The sequence below is a fragment of the Pseudoalteromonas sp. NZS127_1 genome (assembly GCF_015864295.1).
GTDB lineage: Bacteria > Pseudomonadota > Gammaproteobacteria > Enterobacterales > Alteromonadaceae > Pseudoalteromonas > Pseudoalteromonas arctica.
This window is the reverse complement of sequence record NZ_JADYXO010000001.1, coordinates 611,529-635,209: the sequence shown is the minus strand read 5'-3', so window position 1 is coordinate 635,209 and position 23,681 is coordinate 611,529. Positions and strand designations below refer to the sequence as shown.

The 23,681-nt window shown below is 38.5% G+C and carries 19 protein-coding genes; 14 read left to right on the top strand and 5 right to left on the bottom strand.

The genetic code is table 11. The annotated features are described in order from the left end of the window. Window positions 1-16: 16 nt before the first annotated feature. The 3 genes from I6F50_RS02635 to hflX all read left to right on the top strand — a co-directional run bounded on the left by I6F50_RS02635 (window position 17) and on the right by hflX (window position 3,744). On the top strand, window positions 17-490 hold the full coding sequence (locus I6F50_RS02635) for a DUF1456 family protein (protein WP_165721539.1): 474 nt from the start codon (window positions 17-19) through the stop codon (window positions 488-490). 373 nt (window positions 491-863) lie between these two features. Continuing rightward, window positions 864-2,216 (top strand): NADP-specific glutamate dehydrogenase, encoded by a 1,353-nt coding sequence (gene gdhA, locus I6F50_RS02630; RefSeq protein ID WP_197175244.1) that lies wholly within the window; start codon window positions 864-866, stop codon window positions 2,214-2,216. A gap of 175 nt (window positions 2,217-2,391) precedes the next feature. Next, on the top strand, window positions 2,392-3,744 hold the full coding sequence (gene hflX / locus I6F50_RS02625) for a GTPase HflX (RefSeq protein WP_166419060.1): 1,353 nt from the start codon (window positions 2,392-2,394) through the stop codon (window positions 3,742-3,744). Window positions 3,745-3,844: 100 nt separating this feature from the next. Here hflX and I6F50_RS02620 read toward each other — a convergent pair whose 3' ends face one another. Both I6F50_RS02620 and I6F50_RS02615 read right to left on the bottom strand, forming a co-directional pair. Continuing rightward, window positions 3,845-5,578 (bottom strand): AMP-binding protein, encoded by a 1,734-nt coding sequence (locus I6F50_RS02620; RefSeq protein WP_197175243.1) that lies wholly within the window; start codon window positions 5,576-5,578, stop codon window positions 3,845-3,847. Between the two features lie 347 nt (window positions 5,579-5,925). Then, a complete protein-coding gene (locus I6F50_RS02615) occupies window positions 5,926-6,372 on the bottom strand; it encodes a DUF3010 family protein (RefSeq protein WP_007582681.1) in 447 nt (148 codons plus the stop codon). Between the two features lie 355 nt (window positions 6,373-6,727). Here I6F50_RS02615 and thrS point away from each other — a divergent pair, with 355 nt between their 5' ends. The 10 genes from thrS (at window position 6,728) to I6F50_RS02565 (ending at window position 17,390) form a co-directional block, all read left to right on the top strand. Then, a complete protein-coding gene (thrS, locus tag I6F50_RS02610) occupies window positions 6,728-8,638 on the top strand; it encodes a threonine--tRNA ligase (RefSeq protein WP_166419058.1) in 1,911 nt (636 codons plus the stop codon). Window positions 8,639-8,697: 59 nt separating this feature from the next. Beyond that, a complete protein-coding gene (gene infC / locus I6F50_RS02605) occupies window positions 8,698-9,258 on the top strand; it encodes a translation initiation factor IF-3 (RefSeq protein WP_002960714.1) in 561 nt (186 codons plus the stop codon). A 212-nt stretch (window positions 9,259-9,470) separates the two neighbouring features. Further along, window positions 9,471-9,671 carry a 50S ribosomal protein L35 gene (gene rpmI, locus I6F50_RS02600; RefSeq protein ID WP_002960713.1) on the top strand — a complete coding sequence of 67 codons (201 nt, stop codon included), beginning with the start codon at window positions 9,471-9,473 and terminating at the stop codon, window positions 9,669-9,671. 15 nt (window positions 9,672-9,686) lie between these two features. Then, the gene (gene rplT / locus I6F50_RS02595; RefSeq protein ID WP_002960711.1) at window positions 9,687-10,046 is read left to right on the top strand and encodes a 50S ribosomal protein L20; all 360 of its coding nucleotides are present in this window, start codon (window positions 9,687-9,689) and stop codon (window positions 10,044-10,046) included. A gap of 487 nt (window positions 10,047-10,533) precedes the next feature. Continuing rightward, window positions 10,534-12,351, top strand: a complete 1,818-nt coding sequence (locus I6F50_RS02590) for a M14 family metallopeptidase (protein ID WP_165727445.1) — start codon at window positions 10,534-10,536, stop codon at window positions 12,349-12,351. Window position 12,352: 1 nt separating this feature from the next. Next, window positions 12,353-12,994 (top strand): MBL fold metallo-hydrolase, encoded by a 642-nt coding sequence (locus I6F50_RS02585; RefSeq protein ID WP_024592375.1) that lies wholly within the window; start codon window positions 12,353-12,355, stop codon window positions 12,992-12,994. 107 nt (window positions 12,995-13,101) lie between these two features. After that, window positions 13,102-13,560 carry an Lrp/AsnC family transcriptional regulator gene (locus I6F50_RS02580; protein ID WP_007375323.1) on the top strand — a complete coding sequence of 153 codons (459 nt, stop codon included), beginning with the start codon at window positions 13,102-13,104 and terminating at the stop codon, window positions 13,558-13,560. A 128-nt stretch (window positions 13,561-13,688) separates the two neighbouring features. Further along, window positions 13,689-15,245, top strand: coding sequence for a SulP family inorganic anion transporter (locus tag I6F50_RS02575; RefSeq protein ID WP_010554472.1), 1,557 nt, complete (start codon window positions 13,689-13,691; stop codon window positions 15,243-15,245). A 251-nt stretch (window positions 15,246-15,496) separates the two neighbouring features. Next, a complete protein-coding gene (locus I6F50_RS02570; protein ID WP_007582687.1) occupies window positions 15,497-16,573 on the top strand; it encodes a sensor histidine kinase in 1,077 nt (358 codons plus the stop codon). Further along, on the top strand, window positions 16,566-17,390 hold the full coding sequence (locus I6F50_RS02565) for a LytTR family DNA-binding domain-containing protein (protein WP_007582688.1): 825 nt from the start codon (window positions 16,566-16,568) through the stop codon (window positions 17,388-17,390). Before I6F50_RS02570 ends, I6F50_RS02565 begins: the two co-directional genes overlap by 8 nt. 67 nt (window positions 17,391-17,457) lie before the next feature. Here the strand turns inward: I6F50_RS02565 and pyk are convergent, their stop codons facing one another. Then, window positions 17,458-18,894 (bottom strand): pyruvate kinase, encoded by a 1,437-nt coding sequence (pyk, locus tag I6F50_RS02560; protein ID WP_007582689.1) that lies wholly within the window; start codon window positions 18,892-18,894, stop codon window positions 17,458-17,460. A gap of 377 nt (window positions 18,895-19,271) precedes the next feature. Here pyk and gndA point away from each other — a divergent pair, with 377 nt between their 5' ends. Beyond that, the gene (gene gndA, locus I6F50_RS02555; protein WP_165740831.1) at window positions 19,272-20,645 is read left to right on the top strand and encodes an NADP-dependent phosphogluconate dehydrogenase; all 1,374 of its coding nucleotides are present in this window, start codon (window positions 19,272-19,274) and stop codon (window positions 20,643-20,645) included. Window positions 20,646-20,714: 69 nt separating this feature from the next. Here gndA and ansA read toward each other — a convergent pair whose 3' ends face one another. Together ansA and sppA are read right to left on the bottom strand one after the other, a co-directional pair. Further along, window positions 20,715-21,725, bottom strand: coding sequence for an asparaginase (gene ansA, locus I6F50_RS02550; protein ID WP_007582693.1), 1,011 nt, complete (start codon window positions 21,723-21,725; stop codon window positions 20,715-20,717). A gap of 82 nt (window positions 21,726-21,807) precedes the next feature. Further along, window positions 21,808-23,673 (bottom strand): signal peptide peptidase SppA, encoded by a 1,866-nt coding sequence (gene sppA / locus I6F50_RS02545; protein WP_024590136.1) that lies wholly within the window; start codon window positions 23,671-23,673, stop codon window positions 21,808-21,810. Window positions 23,674-23,681 lie beyond the last annotated feature (8 nt).

Below are 23,681 nucleotides of genomic sequence, written 5' to 3'. Positions count from 1 at the left end.
CACTTTGGGATTTACTTTGACTAATAACGATATTTTACGCCGCATTCGCTACACTTTTAACTTAACTGATACTGCTATGGTCAATGTTTTTGCATCAGCAGAGCATACGGTCACCAAAGAGCAAGTAATTGCATGGTTAACTAAAGAAGGTGAAGAGGCTTTTACCCCAATAAGTGATACTGAGTTTGCTAGCTTTTTAAATGGGTTTATTAATACCCAACGTGGCAAACGCGAAGGTGAGCAACCAGAGCCTGAGAAAAAGCTAAACAACAATATTATCTTTATGAAGCTACGTATTGCTTTAAATATGAAAGCAGAAGATGTTATAGCAACACTTGCACTTGTTGATTTTGATCTAAGTAAGCATGAGTTAAGCGCGTTTTCTCGAAAAGTAGATAACAAACATTACCGTGTTTGTAACGATCAAATATTACGCTTGTTTTTAACCGGCGTACAAAAGCAGCACCGTCCAGAAGAGCCTGCTGAGTAACTGGTTTTAGCTAATTAGCTTTTAGTTAATGGGTTTTTTGCGAGCGCAATGCAGTATAAAGCCCATTAATTGTTATATTTTTAAACAAATCCACACCTAACCTAATACTTCTAAAACTCCCTTTTGAAAATATAAAAACTCACTTGGCACTGTTTCGATTTTAAATCTGTGAATTTAAATTCATCTTTAATAAATAAAAATCAAACTTCCAATCAAAAATAATTCACGTAGCTGGCGTTAAATATCTCAATTTTTCATGCTAAGGTAATAGTTAATTATATTAAATTAAGACCTTAAAGCATGAATCATAAACTTGATCACGTTTACTTTAACATCTGATAAATACTTTTATTATTAACACGGAAGAATAATTATGAATTATATCCATAGCACAATCGCACAATTAAAAAATAGTAGTCCTGCACAATGCGAGTTTTATCAAGCTGTTGAAGAAGTACTTGAATCACTCGAACCTATCTTAGAAAACTCAGAAAAATACAAAAAAAATGCCATTATACAACGCTTAGTTGAGCCCGAACGCCAAATTATGTTTAGAGTTCCCTGGGTTGATGACGAAGGCAATATTCAGGTAAATAAAGGCTACAGAATTGAGTTTAACTCTGCACTTGGCCCCTATAAAGGTGGCTTACGTTTTCACCTAAGTGTGAATGCCAGCATAATTAAGTTTTTAGGGTTTGAGCAAATATTTAAAAATGCTTTAACAGGTTTACCGATCGGTGGTGGTAAAGGCGGGGCAAACTTTGATCCCAAAGGGCGCTCAGATGCTGAAATAATGCGTTTTTGCCAATCATTTATGAGCGAGCTCTATCGCCATATTGGTCCTACAACCGACGTACCCGCTGGAGACATTGGAGTAGGGGCAAGAGAGATAGGTTACTTGTTTGGTCAATATAAGCGTTTGACTGGGCGCTATGAAGGTGTTTTAACAGGTAAAAGCTTATTGTGGGGTGGATCGCTTGTACGAAAAGAAGCCACTGGATACGGCGCTGTTTATTTTGCTGACTACATGCTGCAAGCGCGCGGCGATAGCCTACAAGGTAAGCGCTGCTTGGTCTCGGGCGCAGGTAATGTTGCTATTTATGCTATGGAAAAGCTTTATCAAATGGGGGCAACACCAGTAAGTTGCAGCGACTCTCGTGGCACTGTGTATCATGAATCGGGTATAGATTTAAATCTTATTAAATGTTTAAAAGAGCAATCGCGTGATTGCTTGAGCGTATATAAACAAACTCACCCCGATGCTATTTATATTCCTGTAAATGACTACCCTAAAGATGGGCATGCTGTTTGGCGTTTTAATGCTGCAGCTGCTTTTCCGTGCGCCACACAAAATGAATTAACACAGGCAGACGCTAACGCATTATTATCCGGCGGTTGTTTATTAGTAAGTGAAGGCGCAAATATGCCTTCTACAAAAGAGGCTATTGATTGCTTTATTGCTGCAAAAATTGCGTATGGGCCAGGTAAGGCCGCCAATGCTGGCGGCGTTGCAACAAGCCAATTAGAAATGGCGCAAAATGCGAGCATGCAAAGTTGGACCTTTGAAGAAGTTGATGAAAAGCTAAAACAAATTATGAAAAATATATTTGTGACAGCCAACGACACCGCAATAGAGTTTGGTGAGCCTGGAAACCTTTTATTGGGTGCTAATATTGCAGGCTTTAGACGTGTCGCCGATGCAATGATTGAGCAAGGCGTAGTATAAAAAACACGATTAAATGCCAAATCTAGCCATAAATTTATACCTAATTGTGGCTAGATTTAGTTATAAATGTGATTAGTTAATTATAACTCTATAAAGCTGAGCTATAACAGCGTAGGATCAACTTACTTTCGAATGAAAAATAGGTTTGCACCTTAGTGCATTAACACAAAAATTTATGCAAACAACTGCAAAAGCATCACTTCCAAACGCCTTACTTATTTCTATTAGCACACCACAGTTTAAAGGAGACGAAGCTACAGAGTCGCTTGCAGAACTTGCGCGCTTGGTGACTACTTTAGGGTTTAAAGTAGTAGGTACTCAATCGCAAAAGCAAAGTTCTACCCAAAAGGTTAATGTACTTGGCTCAGGTAAACTAGCAGAAATAGCGCATCTTACGGGTAATAAAGGGTCTGCTGCAGAAGAGCAAGAGGATGAAAATGTTCTTGATGACGATCCATTATCCGACATGCCGTCAGAAATCCCATCAGACGATTTAGATTTTGCATGTGCCGATGTAGTGGTTTTTGACTGCGATTTAACGCCTTCTCAACTACGTAATGTTGAGAACCAGTTAGGTGTAGAAGTATTTGACCGTACCGGCATAATTATTGAAATATTTAGCCGTCATGCGCGAACTAAAACAGCAAAATTACAAGTTGAAATCGCTCGTCTTAATTATGTAGCGCCTCGACTTCGTGAAACATCAACCGGTGATAAAGAACGCCAAATGGGTAAAGGTGCGGGTGAAACCACACTTGAGCTAAATCGCCGTAAGGTACGTGACCAGCTAGCAGAATTAAAGCGCGAACTTGTTAGTGTTCAAGATGTAATGATGGACAGACGAACGCAGCGCTCTGAGCTATTTTCAGTGGCTTTAATTGGTTATACCAATGCGGGTAAGTCATCAATGATGCGTGCTATTACAGGCAGTGATGTAGAGGGCGAAAATAAGCTTTTTGCTACGCTAGATACTACAGTTCGTGCGTTATATCCCATTACACAGCCTCGTATACTCGTATCAGATACTGTTGGTTTTATTAAAAAATTACCTCACGATTTGGTTGCTTCGTTTCACTCAACGCTCGCTGAAGCACATGATGCGTCGCTACTTTTGTATGTTGTAGATGCGTCAGACCCTTCTTTTCGCTCACAACTTGAAGTAGTACATAAAGTACTGGCAGAGGTCGGTGTTGAAGGCAGCAAAAAATTATTAGTGCTGAATAAATCAGACCAATTAAGTACTGAGCAACAGCAATCGCTGATGGAAGAGTTTCCTGATGCGATGATGACCTCTACTCGTAACCCTGATGACATTAGTAAACTGCACAAATATATTGTTGATATTGCTCAAGAGGACATGATTGAAGAAGACGTTATTATTCCGTACACCGCGAAAGGTATAGTAGGCGAAATTCGATCAAGTATGAGTGTGGTTAAAGAAGAGTATGAATATAGCCATATTAAATTAACAGTACGCTCAAGTGCGATTGATTTAGAGCGTTTAAAAAAGAGAATGTTAGATTTATAATAAATCCAGCATACAAAAAGCACAGCCAATTGGCTGTGCTTTTTAATCGTTACTTGAGATAGATTTATGATTTAGAGTTCAGGTTTTTGTAGAGGAAAAATTAAGAGAAGGCTTTGTCGCTTAGCTCTTCTTGCATTTGCTCTCGCATTTTAAATTTTTGCAGTTTACCTGTTACTGTCATTGGGTAGTTTTCTACAAAGCGGATATGTCGTGGCATTTTAAAGTAGGCTAGTTTGTCTTTTAAAAACTCACGAATTGCTTGCTCATCAAGCACTGCATCTTCTTTTGGTTGGATCCAAGCGCACACTTCCTCGCCATACTTTTCATCTGTTATACCAAATATGGCAGCATCTTGAATGCCCGGGTAGGTGTAAAGTACTTCTTCTATTTCGCGAGGGTAAATGTTTTCGCCGCCGCGAATAATCATATCTTTAATACGGCCCACTATGGTGACAAACCCTTCAGTATCCATTACACCTAAATCACCGGAGTGCAGCCAACCGCTGTCATCTATTGTGGCTTTTGTTTTTGATTCGTCATTCCAATAGCAGCGCATTATACCTGCACCTTTACTACACACTTCTCCAGGTTGACCAATTTTTTGAATGTTACCCAATTCGTCAATAATTTTAACTTCGGTATGCGCAAGCGCACGGCCAACAGTCGTTACTTGGCGCTCTATTGATGAATCTGTTTCGGTAATGTTGTTTATGGGGCTGCACTCAGTTTGCCCGTAAGCAATGAGCACTTGATGCATGTTCATTTGTGTTTGTACTTTTCGCATTACTTGCTCAGGGCACGTTGAACCGGCCATTACACCCGTGCGCAAAGTACTTAGGTCGTAATCGTTAAAGTTACTTAGTTCAAGCTCACTAATAAACATAGTGGGTACACCATGCAGCGCTGTACAGCCTTCTTGTTGCACTACATCAAGGGTAGTTTTTGCATCGAACGAATCACCTGGGTAAATGGCTGCAGCACCTTTACTAACACATAATAAGCTACCTAGTACCATAGCAAAGCAATGATACAGCGGGATCGGAATGCATAATTTGTCATCGCTTGTAAAGTGCATAGACTCAGCAACAAATAACGCATTATTTAAAATGTTTTTATGTGTAAGCGTTGCGCCTTTTGGGTTGCCTGTTGTACCCGATGTAAATTGGATATTAATATCTTGCTCTGCATTTAAGTTTGCACCAATTGCTTTTAGTTCAAGCTCATGTGCCGATGTTGGCAAGTTAATAACATCATTAAACGCATGCATACCAGGAGATTCTTCATCACCGATACGAATTATATTTTTAAGAGTAGGCAGTGCTTTTAAATTAAGTTTGTTTTTATCGCAACTTACAAGCTCTGGAGCCAAACCATTGAGCATTTCTAAATAATCACTGCCTTTGAAGTTTGATGCTGTGATTAAGGTTGAACATTCAACACTATTTAAGGCGTATTGTAATTCGTTAGGGCGATACGCAGGGTTAATACACACCATTATTGCGCCAATTTTAGCTGTTGCAAACTGGGTTAAGCACCATTCAATATTATTGGGAGACCAAATACCAACGCGCTCTCCTGGTTTTACACCAAGGGCCAGTAAGCCCATAGCAAGTTGATTAACTTCTTTTTGAAACTCTTTATATGTTAAACGAATATCTTGATGATGAACGACAACGGCTAAAGCCTCTGGGTTTTTGTCGACAATAAGGTCAAAGTACTCGCCAATGGTTGAATTTGTTAAAGGTGTGCTTTGTATGCCTTTAAAATAGCTTTGCGATAACGGTAAGTGATTTATTTGTTCTACTTCTTTTACCGCAATAGTGTGTGTGTGCATTGCTCTCTCCATGAAAATGTGTGTGAGTTATGTAAACTACAAAGTTAAAATAAACACATATTGTCGACAAAGAGAAGAGTGGTTAGACTAATGTATTATACCAACCTGCATAAATCTTTGATCAATTTAACGAATTAAATTGCACTATGACGTCGTTAAAAATTTTTTATTTAGAACAACTAGATACAAAAATTTTAGCCTAGTTCTAGCGTAATTTTCTTAACGTTAAATAGACCCCGTATATAAGCAGGTTGGTATGAGTACCTTTATAAAATCTAATCATGTTTTTTAGATACAAAAAAACGCGTCTTACAAAGTAAGTACGCGTTTTTAAACGAGCAATGAGTTTACATTTCGTCGCTGCGGTATGTTTTTTTCATTATATAAACGTAGGCATTTACAAATGCATTTTCTTGGTACTTTTTAAGACCCGTTTCTTCAAAATCAATAGGAATAGGATTACGCTTAACCTGTTCTTTAATTTCGGTCGTGGTAAATAAACGCACATCTAAATTGTCGATTAATTGAATCGCGGTTTCCATTTTGAATCCTTTTGCGCTGCCAGCAAATTTACCTTTTGGCTGGCGCTCACGAATTGCAACAGAATCAATTTGGTAGTCTTGCATTAGTTTTGCAAAATCAAATTGAAATTTACGCATTACTTCAGTGTCGTTACCGTTACCTAAGGTAAAGCGTGTTTGGCGCACATCGCGAATATCAAATACGTCATTATCTTTACTTAAAATACAAAGTAGTACATCACTACCGGTAATTTCTACACCACATGTTCTCATGTCTATTCTCTAAAATAACTTAATTACGCAGTATTATACGCAACACACATTAAAATGCGAGTGTAGGTATAGTTGTAGGTGCGTAATTAGTGCGTTGATGCTTTTATATTTTAATGAAATTATTTTTTTTGCTCTAAAAGTTACATTTTGTGCTCAAAACGGGTGGATTTCACCCCTTAAAACTTGTAATTAAATGCGCAGCACGCGACAATATATCTTTGTAGTTGAATAGACTCTGCATCTACATTAATTAGTCAATGCTTATTCGTAAAAGCGTTGTCGAGCCATTCTCATTTAATTTAATAAAAATACACGTGATACATTGTAGGTGTCACCACTGTAGTAAGGATTTATAATGCCAGTTATTACTCTTCCAGACGGAAGTCAACGTAGTTTTGAAAACCCTGTAAGCACGCTTGATGTTGCAAACGATATTGGTCCTGGTTTAGCTAAAGCGACCATTGCCGGTCGTGTTAATGGCGACCGTGTTGATGCATGTGATAAAATTTGTGAAGATTCTCGCCTTGAGATCATCACTGCAAAAGACGATGACGGCCTTGAAATTATTCGTCACTCTTGTGCTCACTTAATTGGTCATGCAGTTAAGCAACTTTTCCCAGACGCAAAAATGGCAATTGGTCCTACTATTGATAACGGTTTTTACTACGATATCGATATGGAACATTCATTATCACAAGATGATCTTGAAGCAATTGAAAAGCGTATGTTGCAACTAGCTAAAACAAACTACGACGTAGTGAAAAAAACAGTAAGCTGGCAAGAAGCACGCGATACATTTGAAGCGCGTGGCGAAACATACAAAATAGAAATTTTAGACGAAAACATTGCTAAAGATGACCGTCCAGGGTTATATCATCATGAAGAATATGTAGACATGTGTCGTGGACCTCACGTTCCTAACATGAAATTTTGCCAAAACTTCAAAATAATGAAAGTGGCAGGTGCATATTGGCGTGGTGATTCAGACAACAAAATGCTACAACGTATTTACGGCACAGCGTGGGGCGATAAAAAGCAACTTAAAGCGTATTTAAAACGCCTTGAAGAAGCTGAAAAACGCGATCACCGTCGTATTGGTAAAGCGCTTGATTTATGGCATTGGCAAGAAGAAGCGCCAGGCATGGTATTTTGGCACAACGATGGTTGGAGCATTTACCGCGAGCTTGAAGAATTTGTACGTGAAAAATTACGTGAATATGAGTACGAAGAAGTAAAAGGTCCAATGATGATGGACCGTTCACTTTGGGAAAAATCAGGTCACTGGGAAAAGTATTCAGAAGCAATGTTTACCACTGAGTCTGAAAAGCGTGAATACGCAATCAAACCAATGAACTGCCCAGGTCACGTGCAAATCTTTAACCAAGGTTTAAAATCGTACCGTGATTTACCACTTCGTATGGCTGAATTTGGTTGTTGTCACCGTAATGAGCCATCAGGCGCATTACACGGCTTAATGCGTGTACGTGGCTTCACACAAGATGACGCTCATATTTTCTGTACCGAAGAGCAGATAATGGACGAAGTTTCAGCGTGTATTAAGATGGTTTATGATACATATGAGACATTCGGGTTTGAGAAGATTGTAGTTAAGCTTTCAACTCGCCCAGAACAACGCATTGGTGAAGACCATATGTGGGATAAAGCAGAGCTTGCTTTAGCCGAAGCACTTAAGCTAAACGATATTGAATTTGATTATCTTCCAGGCGAAGGTGCTTTTTACGGTCCGAAAATTGAATTTACTTTGTACGATTGTTTAGACAGAGCGTGGCAGTGTGGTACAGTGCAATTAGACTTTGCATTACCGGGTCGTTTAGGCGCTACTTATGTAGCAGAAAATAACGAACGTCGTACGCCTGTAATGATACATCGTGCTATTTTAGGTTCTATTGAACGCTTTATTGGTATTTTAACAGAAGAGTACGCTGGTTTATTCCCGACGTGGCTTGCGCCAAAGCAAGCGGTAATCATGAATATTACCGATAAACAGGCTCCTTATGTTAAAGAAGTTGTACAAAAATTAAATAAACTTGGAATTAGAGCCGCTGCTGACTTGAGAAATGAGAAGATTGGCTTTAAAATCCGTGAGCATACACTTAAGCGTATTCCATACTTGCTTGTTGTTGGCGATAAAGAAGTCGAACAACAAGAAGTAGCAGTGCGTACTCGCACAGGTGAAGACCTAGGCAAATTTAATGTCGATGATTTTGTAGCTAAAATTAGCGAAGAAATTAAAAATCGACAGTAAAAATCGAGCGTGTAAGGCATTAACAAACAGCCAATTACACGCTTATATTATTGATATTCTTGGAGGAACGTACTATTAGAGGCGGCAAGAAAGGGCAACAAACAGCTCAAAAAAATCGTATTAACGAAGAAATTACAGCGCAAGAAGTTCGTTTAATTGACATTGAAGGCGAACAAGCTGGAATTCAGTCATTACAAGACGCGCAAACTATGGCCGATGCAGCGGGTGTTGATCTTGTTGAGATCAGTCCAAACGCTGAGCCGCCTGTTTGTAGAATCATGGATTACGGTAAGTTCATCTTTGAAAAAAGCAAAGAACTAAAAGAACAGAAGAAGAAGCAAAAGCAAATCCAGATAAAAGAAATCAAATTCCGTCCTGGTACGGATGAAGGTGATTATCAGGTTAAGCTTCGCAACTTACGTAAGTTCTTAGAAGCTGGCGATAAAGCTAAGATTACTATCCGCTTCCGTGGTCGTGAAATGGCTCACCAAGAAATTGGTATAGAATTATTAAACCGTATCAAAGCCGATTTAGAAGAACTTGCAGTAGTTGAGTCTTTCCCAAATCGTGTTGAAGGTCGCCAAATGGTTATGATGATGGCGCCTGTTGCTAAAAAATAATTTTTAAGCGATAATACGCACCGAAATTAGCTCAGGTCTGCAAGTAATATGCGAATATTCACCTGAGTTAACCGGTTTTAAAGTAAGATTGCGGCATTTATGCTGGGTCTTCACCGGAACATGGCAGTAAGTTAGGCCTAAAAGTGGAGCTATAGAAATATATCTCACGCCTGCTTACTAATTTAAAAGCAATACAATTTGGAGTTATTGCAATGGCTTATAAGCTAAAAAGTCACAGTGGCGCTGCTAAGCGTTTCAAAAAGACTGCTTCTGGCGGTTTCAAGCGTAAACAAGCGCATCTTCGTCATATTCTGACTAAGAAAACTTCTAAGCGTAAGTTACACCTACGTCCTAAGATGATGGTTCATAAAAATGACCATGGTCTAGTTTCACGTATGTTACCGTTCGCTTAATAGGGGTTTTTAGAAATGGCAAGAGTTAAACGCGGCGTTGTCGCACGTGCACGTCACAAAAAAGTTTTAAAACAAGCAAAAGGTTACTACGGAGCACGTTCACGTGTTTACCGCGTAGCTTTCCAGGCTGTTACTAAAGCGGGTCAATACGCTTACCGTGATCGTCGTGCGAAGAAACGTACTTTCCGTCAATTATGGATTGCACGTATCAATGCTGCTTCACGTCAAAATGGTCTGTCTTACAGCCGTTTTATCAATGGTCTTAAAAAGACATCTGTAGAAATCGATCGTAAGATCCTTGCAGATATCGCTGTTTATGACCAAGTTGCATTCGCAGCGCTTGTAGAAAAAGCAAAAGAAGGCCTAGCCGCTTAAGCTTTTTCATATAAGTATTAAAAAAGGAGCCTATGGCTCCTTTTTTTGTGCCTGTAATTTAATAACTTACACTTTTTTATAGCTGAGCTAAATTGGCTTTTTCAAATTAATACCCATCTACTTATATGAGCTCTATTTACCGATAAAAAATTACGTTAGAGCAGGGCGAAATTCACTATTTAGTTGTTCTTGGCAATTGCTCCATCATTACTCACTCTCCTGGATCCATGCAGACGTATATCAGACATTTTTGACGCTGTTAGCGTCAGATGTAATCCCTTAAATTGATTAAGTATTTTTACGAGTTGGTATAAATAGTTATGTAATGAATTACTGTACATTAATAATGTTATATAGCCTTAAAAGACAGGTGTGAATGAGTGAGATGTAGTTGGCTGCATTTTTTTGTTGAATCACCGCAGTTTCCTCATTATAAAAAATTTAGTTGATATAATTTATATAATTAAGGCGTTTGTTAGAGAATTTTATGTTTGCAAGTTTACTATTTTTATCTGCAAGTGTGGCGTATGACGCACACTTACCTCCATTAATTGAGTGGCAGGGGAAAAGCGTAGAGCTTTTACAAAAACAAGGGCCGCTAACTACTGATTTTGAGCTGTCAGCAGGTGAAGCGTCGCCAGATTATGCAAATACAATGGCATTTGTTGATAGGTTAGTTGCTGCAAACCCTACTCAGTTTCAATCTCAAACCATTGGCTATAGTAATAGCAAGCGTGCAATAAAAATGTTGATTGCCAGTGAGCAAGGCTTTTTTGAAGCAAGGCAAATGGCTAATAGCACTAAGCCAACTATTTTTATCCAGGCAGGAATACATTCTGGTGAAATAGACGGTAAAGATGCCATGTTTATGTTACTCAGAGATATAGCGACGGGTAAGCGCCGTGACATTTTAAAAAAGGTAAACATATTATTTATTCCTATTTTAAATGTAGATGGACACGAACGTAGCAGTGCATTCAATCGCATCAATCAACGGGGCCCTACAAAAATGGGCTTTAGAACAAATGCTAATAACCTTAATTTAAATCGTGATTTTACTAAATTAGATACCCCAGAAGTTAGAAGTGTTCTAAAGGTTATTAACGACTACAACCCAAATTTATACATTGATGTACACGTAACCGATGGCGCAGATTACCAATACGATGTGACTTATGGCTACAATCCGGTATTTTCAAGCGAGTCGCCTGCGGTATCTGATGCACTAAACCAGTTTTTTAAACCTCTGATTGACGATACGCTAGCTAAGCAAGGGCACATGCCAGGGCCACTTGTTTTTGTTATGGACAAGCGCGACTTTAAAAAAGGATTAGCGGGATGGGTTGCTACGCCGCGCTTTTCAAATGGTTGGGGTGATTTAAAGTCATTACCGACTATTTTAGTTGAAAATCATTCATTGAAGCCTTACAAGCAACGTGTATTAGGAACTTACGTATTTTTAGATGGTGCTATTACTGCGCTATCAAAGCACAGTCATGAATTAGCTAATGCAGTAAAAAAAGAACAGGAATTTGTTCCTAAACAGTTAATAGTAAAGCGTGGCTATTCCAAGCAAGCTGATACGATTGCGCAGTTTAAAGGTATTGAGTATTCATCAAGCATGAATGCGCTCTCAGGCCAAAATGAAGTGAAGTATTTGGGTAAAGCACATACATATACCGACTTACCTATTTATTGGCAAAAAGATGTACAACATACAGTTGAAGTACCTAAAGCTTTTTTTATTCCGCCTGTATATCGCAATATTATTAAGAAACTAAAGTTACATGGTGTCTCTATTAATAAACTTGAAGGGGCAAACACACAGCCTTTAAAAGTAGCAAAGGTGGCAGACTACACGTTTGATAAAGCACCATTTGAAGGCCGTTTTAGAGTGTCAGCAAGTTTTGATTATGTCCCTGCTATAAATGTAGATTTAGATGGTTGGTATCAAGTCAATACTCAACAAAAAGCAGGTGAGCTTGCTGTGCATTTATTGCATCCTGAAGCACCAGATTCGTTTTTTGCATGGGGGGAATTTAATACTATTTTTCAGCGTACTGAGTATATGGAAAACTATGCACTAATTCCGTTTGCACGCCAAATGCTAAAAGACAATCCAAAGCTAGCGCTTAAGTTTGATGAAAAGCTTAAAGATAAATCGTTCGCAAGCGACGCTGATGCGAGACTAAACTGGTTATATGAGCAAAGTCCATTTTATGATCAAGCGTACTTAAAGTACCCAATATTGATGTCATTTGAAGAAGAAGTTGTTATTCCAGATCAAAAAAGTAAAGAAATCTAATATGCAAATTATAACCATACCCGTCACTGCATTTGCACAAAATAGTCGTATTATTTGGTGTAGTGAAACTAAACAAGCCGTAGTCATAGACCCAGGTGGCGACCCTGATAAAATAGTAGCTGCCCTTAATGAGCATAAACTAGAATTAAGTGCTATTTGGTTAACGCACGGGCATTTAGATCATGTGGGTGGGGCTGATATTTTACGTAATCAATTTAACGTACAAATTATTGGCCCACAAAAAGATGAGTACTTCTGGTTTGAAAACTTACCTATGCAAGCACAAATGTTCGGGTTTAAACCCATTGAGCCTTTTTACCCGGATATTTGGCTAAACCATAACGACACCGTTAGCGTAGGTAAACTTAGCTTTTTAGTGAAGCATTGCCCAGGGCATACACCTGGTCATATTGTGTTTTATCAACAAGACAATGAATGCGTTATTGTAGGTGATGTTATTTTTAAAGGCTCAGTAGGGCGAACTGATTTCCCTAAGGGGAATAGCGAACAACTTATAGAGTCGATTAAGACGCATATTCTAACCTTACCTGATAATACTAAAATATTGGCAGGGCATGGGAGCGACACTACGGTTGGATTTGAAAAACAAACAAATCCTTTTGTGAGTGGTAAGTTTGGTTAAGTTACTTATTTGAAGTTTGGTAAACTGCATAAAAATTAAAAATAAGCAGACTGAGTTTTAAAATGGTTGTATAATTTAACCAGTTTATTTGATAAATAAGAAATAAAATGTCTCTAAATCACGTAGATCGCCAAATATTGGCACTTTTACAACAAGATGCTAGTTTATCAACCGCAGAAATTGCTGATAAAGTAGGCTTGTCTCAATCTCCATGCTGGCGTCGAATTGCCAAGCTAGAGCAAGATGGTTATATAAAAAGCAAAGTGGCTCTTTTAGATGAGAAAAAACTTGGCTTTGATATGCTTGTATATGCACATGTGCGTTTATCAAATCACGGTAAAAAGAACCTTGCTGAATTTGAAAAACTTATAATGAGTTATGATCAAGTAACAGAGTGTTACACCATGGCTGGAACAATGGACTTTATGCTACGCATAATTTCACAAGGCATAGAAGGTTATGAGCACTTTGTACGCGATAATTTACTAAGCTTAGAATATGTACAAGAAGTACATTCTAATGTAACAATGACATGTGTAAAACGTAGTACTTCCCTCCCTTTATAAAAGCACTTTTTTTAAAAGCTAAACCTCTTTTAGTTTAGTTTAACCACATAATGACAATTGTTAACTGAGCGCTAATTTGGTAGAATTTAGCGCTTTTTTGATACCCATTACACCATTTGAGGAACTCAATGTTTAACTTACTCAGTAGGGCGCCTAGCTCTGCTAAAAACGATATTTTATCTGGATTAACTGTGGCGCTAGCCTTGGTGCCAGAAGCTGTTGCGTTTGCCTTTGTTGCAAATGTAGAACCTTTAGTTGGTCTATATGCCGCGTTTATCGTTGGTTTAATTACGGCTATATTTGGTGGCCGCCCTGGTATGATTTCAGGTGCAACCGGTGCACTAGCTGTTGTTATGGTAAGTTTAGTGCTTGATCATGGTGTTGAGTATTTATTTGCGACCGTATTGCTCATGGGCATACTGCAGATACTCGCGGGTGTATTTAAACTCGGTAAATTTATCCGCATGGTTCCTCATCCGGTAATGCTTGGTTTTGTAAACGGCTTAGCTATTGTTATTTTTCTCGCTCAGTTAGGACAATTTAAAGTGCCTGATGGTATGGGCGGACAAGAATGGATGACGGGTAACCCGTTATATATTATGCTTGGTTTAGTGGCTTTAACGATGGCTATTATTCAGTTTTTACCTAAACTAACAACGGCTGTACCCTCTACATTAGTCGCTATTATTACAGTGACCGCTTTAGTTATTGGTTTGGATTTAGAAGCGCATACTGTAGTTGATTTCTTAAAAGGAATGACAGGCGACGAAGCTGCAACAATTGCAGGCGGTTTACCTCAGTTTCATATTCCTATGGTGCCGTTTACTTTCGAAACGCTACAAATTATTTTTCCTTATGCACTTATTTTAGCGGCTATTGGTTTAATTGAATCATTATTAACGCTTAGCTTAATTGACGAGATTACAGAAACTCGCGGTCATAGTAATAAAGAGTGTATAGGCCAAGGCGCTGCAAATATTACTTGTGGTATGTTTGGTGCTATGGGTGGTTGTGCAATGATTGGTCAATCAATGATCAACATTAACTCAGGTGGTCGTTCTCGCTTATCGGGTATAAGTGCTGCATTGATGTTGCTTGCGTTCATCATATTCGCTTCAAGCTTAATTGAGATGATCCCACTAGCTGCACTTGTTGGTGTTATGTTTATGGTTGTATTAGGTACGTTTGAATGGGCCAGCTTTAAAATGATGAAGCGTGTGCCTCTATCAGACGCTTTCGTAATAGTACTTGTATCGGGTGTGACTGTTATTACCGATTTAGCGATTGCAGTATGTGTAGGTGTTATTGTATCTGCATTAGTATTTGCTTGGCAGCATGCTAAGCACATATACACAACTAACTATATTGATGAAGAAGGCGCTAAAGTATATGAGTTACATGGCCCGCTTTTCTTTGGTTCAGTTAAAAACTTTGCAGAGTTATTTGATGTTAAAAATGACCCTAAAAATGTAATTGTTGAATTTAAGCATAGCCGCGTATCTGATCACAGTGCAATAGAAGCAATTGACACACTTGCTGATAAGTACACAAAAGCAGGTAAACAACTTCACTTACGTCACTTAAGTAAAGACTGTACGCAGTTGTTGCATAAAGCACGCGATTTGGTTGAAGTGAATGTGATTGAAGATCCAACATACAAAGTAGCATCAGACAAACTAGCTTAATTTACACAAAGCTATTTATATTTAAAAAGCGAAAGGTGAATAACCTTTCGCTTTTTTAGTGTATCTACTATTTGTTTGCGGTAAGACTATTAAAAAGCAAGGTAGGCTGTAGTGCTATGCAAACTCATAAATCTATATAATAAGACTATCTAATTTTATTAAAATTAGCCCTACATAGGTAAAAATAATAAAGAATAACAAGCGCCTATTTTATGGAATTAGTCTTTAACTATACGGAGTAAACATCTATTTTGAACTGGCAATCTTTAGTCGATAACAGACAGCGCTTTTTTTGGCTTTTGCAAATTGCAGGCTGGATTGGTTATGCGTTAGTAAATTATATTGGCTCTAAAGTATTTGAAATGCGTGATATATACGTATTTGTTATTTTATTAAATGCTTACGCTGGTTGCTTAATGACAGTACCGCTTAGGTATATTTACCGTAAAATTTGGAATGCCTCGCCTTGGGTATTAATGATTGTGGTATTTGGTGCCTCTTATGTAACAGGTACTTTATGGGCTGTCGTTCAAAAATTTAATTTGTGGGAAATATACCGCCATGGTTATAGACCAGAGGAGTGGTTTTATTACCTGCAGCAAGGTTTAGATTCGGTTTATATTATTTTATGTTGGAGTGGTCTGTACTTTGGCGTTAAATATTATCAGTTATTACAAAGTGAGCGACAAAAAGCACTAAAAGCCACAACTATGGCACACGAAGCGCAATTAAAAATGCTTAGGTATCAGCTTAACCCCCATTTTTTATTCAATACACTTAACGCTATTTCTACTTTAATTTTGGTTAAAGAAAACAAAGATGCTAACTTAATGGTAGCAAGGTTAAGTGACTTTCTACGTTATACATTAAATACCGATCCAATAAAAAAAGTACCGTTAGAGCAAGAGTTACATGCGCTCATGCTTTACTTAGAAATAGAACGTGTACGTTTTGATGAGCGATTAAAGGTAAATGTAGATATAAGCGAGCAAGCTAAAGAGGCTTTAGTACCGAGCTTAATCTTGCAACCTATTATAGAAAACGCGATTAAATATGCTATTGCCCATCTAACAGAAGGTGGAGTAATTGATATAAAAGCACAGGTATTTGCGAATGAGTTATTACTAGAAGTGGGCGACAACGGCCCAGGTACTGACATACTCGATGGCCAATTAGTTAACGCTCAAGGCGTAGGTGTCGCTAATACCAAAGATAGATTAAAAACGTTGTATGAAAATAATTATTCGTTTGTATTATCACATAATACGCCAAGTGGATTAAAAGTTAATCTGCGAGTACCTTTTGAGAAGGCTGTGAAAAATGACTAAAATAAAAACACTCATTGTTGATGATGAACCGTTAGCACGAAAAGGTTTAGCGGTAAGGCTCGAAGAATACTCTGATATTGAAGTAATTAAATTGTGTAGTTCAGGCGCTGATGCAATTGAAATGTGTCAAAGCGAGAAAATTGATTTGGTTTTTTTAGATATTCAAATGCCAGGTATGAATGGCTTTGAAGTAGCAAGAGCCCTTAGCGAAAGCTCAAAAGCATTACCAGCGATTGTATTTGTAACGGCCTTTGATCAGTTTGCTGTAAAAGCGTTTGAAATTCATGCTCTCGATTACATTTTAAAACCCGTTGATGATAACAGACTAAAACAGGCGGTAGAAAAAGTGCATACCTACTTAAAAACGCAGCAAGACAACGCCCATAAGAAAAAACTAGCGAGTTTTGTAGCCGGTATTACTGGTAACAATTGCGAAGAAATACTTAAAAAATTAGCCACTGGCGATATGCTAACAGACAGACGTTACCCAGAATCGCTTGCTGTAAAAGAGCAGGGTGAAATTATACGGGTACCTGTAGCGACTATCCAATGGGTTGATGCAGCAGGTGACTATATGTGTTTACACTGTGAAGACGGACAAACGCATATTCTACGTAAAACAATGAAAGAGCTTGAGCAAGAGCTCGACCCTCAGTTATTTGTGCGTGTGCACCGCAGCGCAATAGTAAATACAAAACAAATTAGTAAACTGGTTACACAAGTAAGTGGTGAGTATTTATTAGTACTTGAAAATGGCCAAGAATTAAAAGTGAGCCGTAGCTACCGAGATAAGGTTAAAGCGGCATTAGCAAGTTAAAGCCAACGCTTTTATTACAGACACAAAAAATGCGAGCTAAGCTCGCATTTTTATATTCGGCGTTTAATTACGCAACAGTTACAATTTTCATTGTGTTAGTTGCGCCCACAGTTTCCATTGAGTCACCGTGAGTAATGATTACTGTATCGCCAGACTGTAAAGACCCTTGAGAAACTAAAGTATCAAGCGCGGCTTTTACCATACCGTCTTTTTCAGTTTTTGTAGAATCAAAAAATACTGGGTAAACACCACGATAAAGTGCTGTTTGACCTAATGTACTGGCATGACGTGAAAGCGAGTAGATTGGTAAGCCTGAGCTGATACGCGACATTAATTTAGCCGTACTACCAGATTCAGTAAGTGTGATAATTGCTTTAACAGAATCTAAGTGATTAGCTGCATACATAGCAGAAAGCGCAATTGATTCAGCATTGTTAGAAAAGCGACTATCTAAACGGTGTTTAGAAACGTGCGTTTCTTTTTGCGATTCAGCGCCTAAACAAACGCGTGCCATAGTCGCAACTGTTTCTTCAGGATAATCACCTGCAGCTGTTTCAGCTGAAAGCATTACAGCATCTGTTCCATCAAGAACAGCATTTGCAACATCCATAACTTCTGCACGTGTAGGCATAGGGTTATCGATCATCGATTCCATCATTTGCGTTGCTGTAACTACAGTACGGTTTAATGAACGAGCACGACGAATAATTAGTTTTTGCTTGCCCATAAGAGCAGCATCACCAATTTCAACACCTAAATCACCACGAGCAACCATTACTGCGTCAGACGCTAAAATGATGTCATCAACAGCTTCTTGGGTTTCAACGGCTTCAGCACGTTCAATTTTAGCAAGTAACTGTGCTTTTGAACCAGCAGCTTCAGCAAGTGAGCGTACGTAGCGCATATCGTCGCCACTACGTGGGAATGATACGGCAATGTAATCTACGTCAATTTCAGCGGCAGTTATTAAATCTTCTTTGTCTTTTTCAGTAAATGCTGGAGCAGTTAAGCCACCACCTAAACGGTTAATACCTTTATTGTTAGATAAAACACCGCCAACAGTGACTGTACAATGCACTAAATGCCCAGCTACTTCATCAACACTTAATTGAATAAGGCCGTCATTTAGAAGTAGTAAATCGTTAGGGCTTACATCGTTAGGTAATTCTTTATAATCAATACCTACAGAGTTTATGTCGCCTTCGCCTTTTTCCATTTTTGCATCAAGGGTAAATTTTGCACCCACAGCAAGCGTTACTTTACCTTCTTTAAAAGTAGAAACGCGGATTTTAGGGCCTTGAAGGTCAGCAAGGATAGCAATATGCTTGCCTAATCTTTTTGCAATATCGCGTACAGCTTGTGCACGGTCTTTATGATCTTGGGCAACACCATGTGAGAAGTTTAAACGTACTACATTAGCCCCAGCGATAATAATTTTTTCTAAGTTGTTATCTCTATCGGTAGCAGGTCCAAGGGTAGCGACTATTTTTGTGCGTCTTAGCATCAATTTCTCCTGTTTGCTTGGTGAAAGCATGTTGACGTTATTTTGTTGACTTAAAATATCTATATTAGAATAAAATATTTTAGTTATGTGCAAACTTCAAAGGTTTGCCACTATTTTATACAAAACTATTGTGTCATCATTATGACACCGGTGTCAGAATGCGTCAATGATCTTAATTTCAATTAGCTTTGCTTTTAGTCACCCCGAGACCATTGATGTTTGATATAATTACGTAGCTTATTTATCTGTAATAAAAAAGCATGTTGTATTGACTCATAATTAGTATTTTATGACTGCATGAGTATAATGCACGCGGTATTATTTAATTTATACACTGAATTTTCTAACCAAATAGTTGTTACCGAGGAGGACACTAGATGCAAGTTGCATTAGTAGGGTTAGGCGTTATGGGAAAAAATCTTGCCCTAAACTTGATTGAAAAAGGGATAACGCTAGTCGCTTATGACAAAAACCCACATGCGGGTGAAGAGTTACTAAGTTGTGCTAAATCTCAAGGCATGGCTGATAGGCTTCACATTGTCTCTGATTTAAGAGACATGGTAAGGCGTTTAGAGGCACCTCGTTCTATTTTATTACTTGTTCCTGCTGGTGAGTTAGTTGATACAGTTTGTAATGAACTTGTAGAGGCCGGCGTTAACTGTGACGATATGATTGTCGATTGCGGTAATAGTAATTATAAAGACGGTATAACGCGTAAACTTAAATACCAAAATAAATTTGAATTTGCCACTATGGGAATTTCTGGCGGTGCAGAAGGCGCTCGCCATGGTCCTGCAATGATGGCAAGTGGTTCTGAGGGTGGTTGGGAACGTATTGAGCCATGGTTTGAAAAAGTAGCTGCTAGCTATAATGGCGACTCGTGTTTTGCACGTGTTGGTCAATCAGCAAGTGGTCATTTTGTAAAAATGGTTCACAACGGTATTGAATACGCACTTATGCAACTTATTGCAGAAGTGTACCAATTACTTCGTTTAGGCACTAATCGTTCTCCAAAAGAAGTGGCTGAGATATTTAATGACTGGTCAGAAGGTCAATTAAATAGCTATTTACTGTCTATTTCTAGCCACATATTGTCACTTGAAAATCATAATAATGTACCGCTTGCGGACTTAATTGATAATAAAGTTGGCGCTAAAGGTACTGGTCTTTGGACTGCGCAAAATGCACTAGAACTTGGTATCGCAGTTCCTTCACTTGTTGCTGCTGTACAAGCTCGTCATTTAACTAATGCATGTAATACAACGGCTGCACAAGAGATGACGTATGCATCTAAATCAACTAACAATGTTGAAATTGATTTAGAAGAGCTAAAAGAAGCGTTCTTACTTGCAAGCTTACTAGCGTATCGCCAAGGTTTAGCGTTAATTAAAGGTGCATCACGTACTCATCAGTGGAAAGTTGATTTATCTAAAACGCTTCAAACGTGGCGTTCTGGTTGTATTATTCGTGCTGACTACCTTGATAGCGTTGCACAAGGTGTTGAATTTATTGATACCCTTGAGAAAGAGTCTAACTCTTTGCGCAAAATTACCGGACAAGCAATAATGACTGGTTTAGCATTCCCTGTATTGGGTGCTACACAAACGTATTTAGCAACATTAACCACACCGAGTAATGGGCATTTAGTTCAAGCCCAGCGTGATTACTTTGGTGAGCACGGCGTTAAAACCCATAGCGGTGAAACATGCCATTTAACTGACTTAGTAGATATCGACGCTAAAGTTAGGTAATAAACAGTTGTTTAAAACGATAAAGGCACGCTATTTAGCGTGCCTTTTGTATTTTAGGCGCGGTGAGATTTAACGGCTTAATTCACCACGTAAATTGTCTTGCATTAAATGACGAATCGTCTCTACTTCTAGCTTTTGGCTAAATAAATAATGTAATTTAGTTAAACACGCTTCAAGGGTCATATCGTATCCACTAATAACACCAATATTTAACAGTGCATTACCCGTTGCATAGCCGCCCATATTTACATGGCCTTTTAAGCACTGGGTTAAATTAACAATAACGACGCCACGTTTACTTGCTTCTTCAAGTATTGATAAAAAGTTAGGATCTTGCGGTGCATTACCTACACCAAAACTAAGCAACACCAAGGCTTTAATATTGCCATTAACTAAGCTTTTAACCACTTCTTGACTAATACCAGGGTATAAATAAAGCACACCAATGGGTTGAGGTGTAATAGGAGTAACTTGCAGCTCATTTTCAACATAAGGACTAAGTTGGCCTTTAATAAGTTGAATACTAATACCCGATAACGCTAAGGGATCAAGATTAGGCGACGCAAATGCATTAAATCCATCGGCGTGGGCTTTAGTTGCTCTGTTACCTCTAAACAGTTGGTTATTAAAAAATAGACTTACTTCTGCAATTGGATAATTTGCCGCTAAATACATTGCATTCAGAAGGTTTACTTGACCATCTGAGCGTAATTGAGAAAGCGGAATTTGTGAGCCAGTTACAATCACAGGTTTAGTTAGGTTTTCGAACATAAACGATAGTGCTGAGGCTGTATACGCCATTGTATCAGTGCCATGAAGCACAACAAAACCATCATAATCTTGGTATTTATCTTTAATGTCATCAGCAATAAGTTGCCAATGCTCAGGAGACATATCTGAAGAATCTATAAGAGGGCAGTATTCGTGAATATCAAACAAAGGCATTTCATCACGGTTAAACTCTGCGTTGTTCACTACGGTTTCTGTTAAAAAACCTTCAGCAGGAATATAACCTCGACTCGATTTTTTCATACCTATAGTACCGCCAGTATAAGCGATATAAATGCGTTTACGTTTCATAAAAAAAGCCCAGTAAAAAAACTGGGCTTAGTATAACGTTAAGTAACTTTAAATACAGCTGATTAGGTAAAGCTATGCACTTTTATTGTGCAACATTACACACTAAACAACGTGCATATACACCTTGTGGATCGTTGTAATCTTTAAGGTTTTCAACTTCAGTACTTAATTGGTTAATAACGCTTTGCAAGTTAGCTTGCGTTGCTAACACAGATGTTTTTTGTGTTTGTAAACCAAGCATCGATTTAATAGACGCGTTACCAAAAATATTTTGAATCATTTTTTCTTGCGAGCTTAAATCTTGTTTAATGGTTTTAACTTCATAGTGATTAAGTTTTGCAAGTGCTGCAGCTGCTTTTATAGCATCTTGTTTATCACCAAGTTTGTCTACTAAACCTAGTTCAAGTGCTTGAGATGCAATCCATACGCGGCCTTGGGCAATTTTATCAACTTGCTCAGGCGTCATATTACGGGCATCAGCGACAACGTTTAAAAAGCGACCGTATGCTTCTTCAACGCTCATCTGAATTACTTGACCCATTTTTTCGTTTAGGGGACGAGTGATAGAAAAACCAGCCATTTCGGTTGTTGCAACGCCATCTGAATAAACACCAATTTTAGATAAGGTTTTTTCAAATGTCATAAACGTACCAAACACACCAATCGACCCTGTAATAGTACTCGGTGCTGCCCAGATTTCGTTTGCAGCAGAGGCAATCCAATAACCACCTGATGCAGCTACAGAGCTCATAGAGGCAATAACAGGCTTACCAGCAGCTTTAAGCGCTAATACTTCTGCACGAATAACTTCAGAGGCAAACATACTACCGCCACCTGAATCAATGCGCAGTACAACCGCTTTAACTTTGTCATCAAGGCGTGCTTTACGAAGTAGGGCTGCTGTAGAGTCGCCACCAATTTCGCCAGCTTTACGCTCACCATCCACAATTGTACCTTTAGCAACTACAACGGCGACTTTTTCGGTAATAGGGTTATCAAATTCAATCGGTGGTTTAACCAAGCTTAAGTATTCACGAAATGAAACTTGCTTAAATGTTTTGCCATCTTCTTGTGCGCCAACTAAATCAATTAATTGTTTGCGAACTTGTTGATTTGTTTTTAAAGAATCAACCCACTGGTGGTCAAGTGCATATTTACCTGCATCGCCATCTGCAGCTTTCATTTTTTCAAGATATACGTCCATTGTCTCGTCGAAATTTGACTCATCAAATGGGCGAACCGCAGCAACATCTTGTTTGTATTCACTCCAAAGAGCGCCCAACCAAACACGGTTAGCTTCTTTGGCTGCTTCAGACATGTCGTTCCGAATGAAAGGTTCTACTGCTGACTTAAATGTACCAACACGGAAAATATGCTGCGTTACTTCAAGCTTTTCAAGTGCATCTTTAAAGTAAAGCGGATACATGCCGTAACCTTCAATACCTACGCTACCGTATGGGTGCATAGCTATTTCATCAGCATGTGATGCAATATAGTATTGTGCTTGGGTATAGTAATAACCCGATGCAATCACTTTTTTGCCAGCTTGTTTAAATGCATCAATAGCATTGGTAATTTGCTTAAGTTTGTTTAAATGTGCTTTAGGCATTTCTTGTAAATCAAGCAGCATCACCGTAATGCGATCGTCTTTAGTCGCTTCGTTTATTACTTCAACAATATCGTCGAGTAATATTTCGCTTGGCGCTTCAGAACCAGAAGTTGCATCACTAATTGCAGCTTCGACCGGATCTATGTATGTTTTTTCTTCAACAATAGGGCCATTTAGGTTAAGCCTAAGCACAGAGCCATTTTCAACTATTATTTTATCGTCGTCACTTGAGAGTGACACTAAGAAAACAATTACCAGTAATAAAAACAGAATGTTGAGTATTAAACGACGAGAAAAGTTAATTCCAGCCCAAATACCTTTAAATACCTTTGCTATCAAAATAGCTC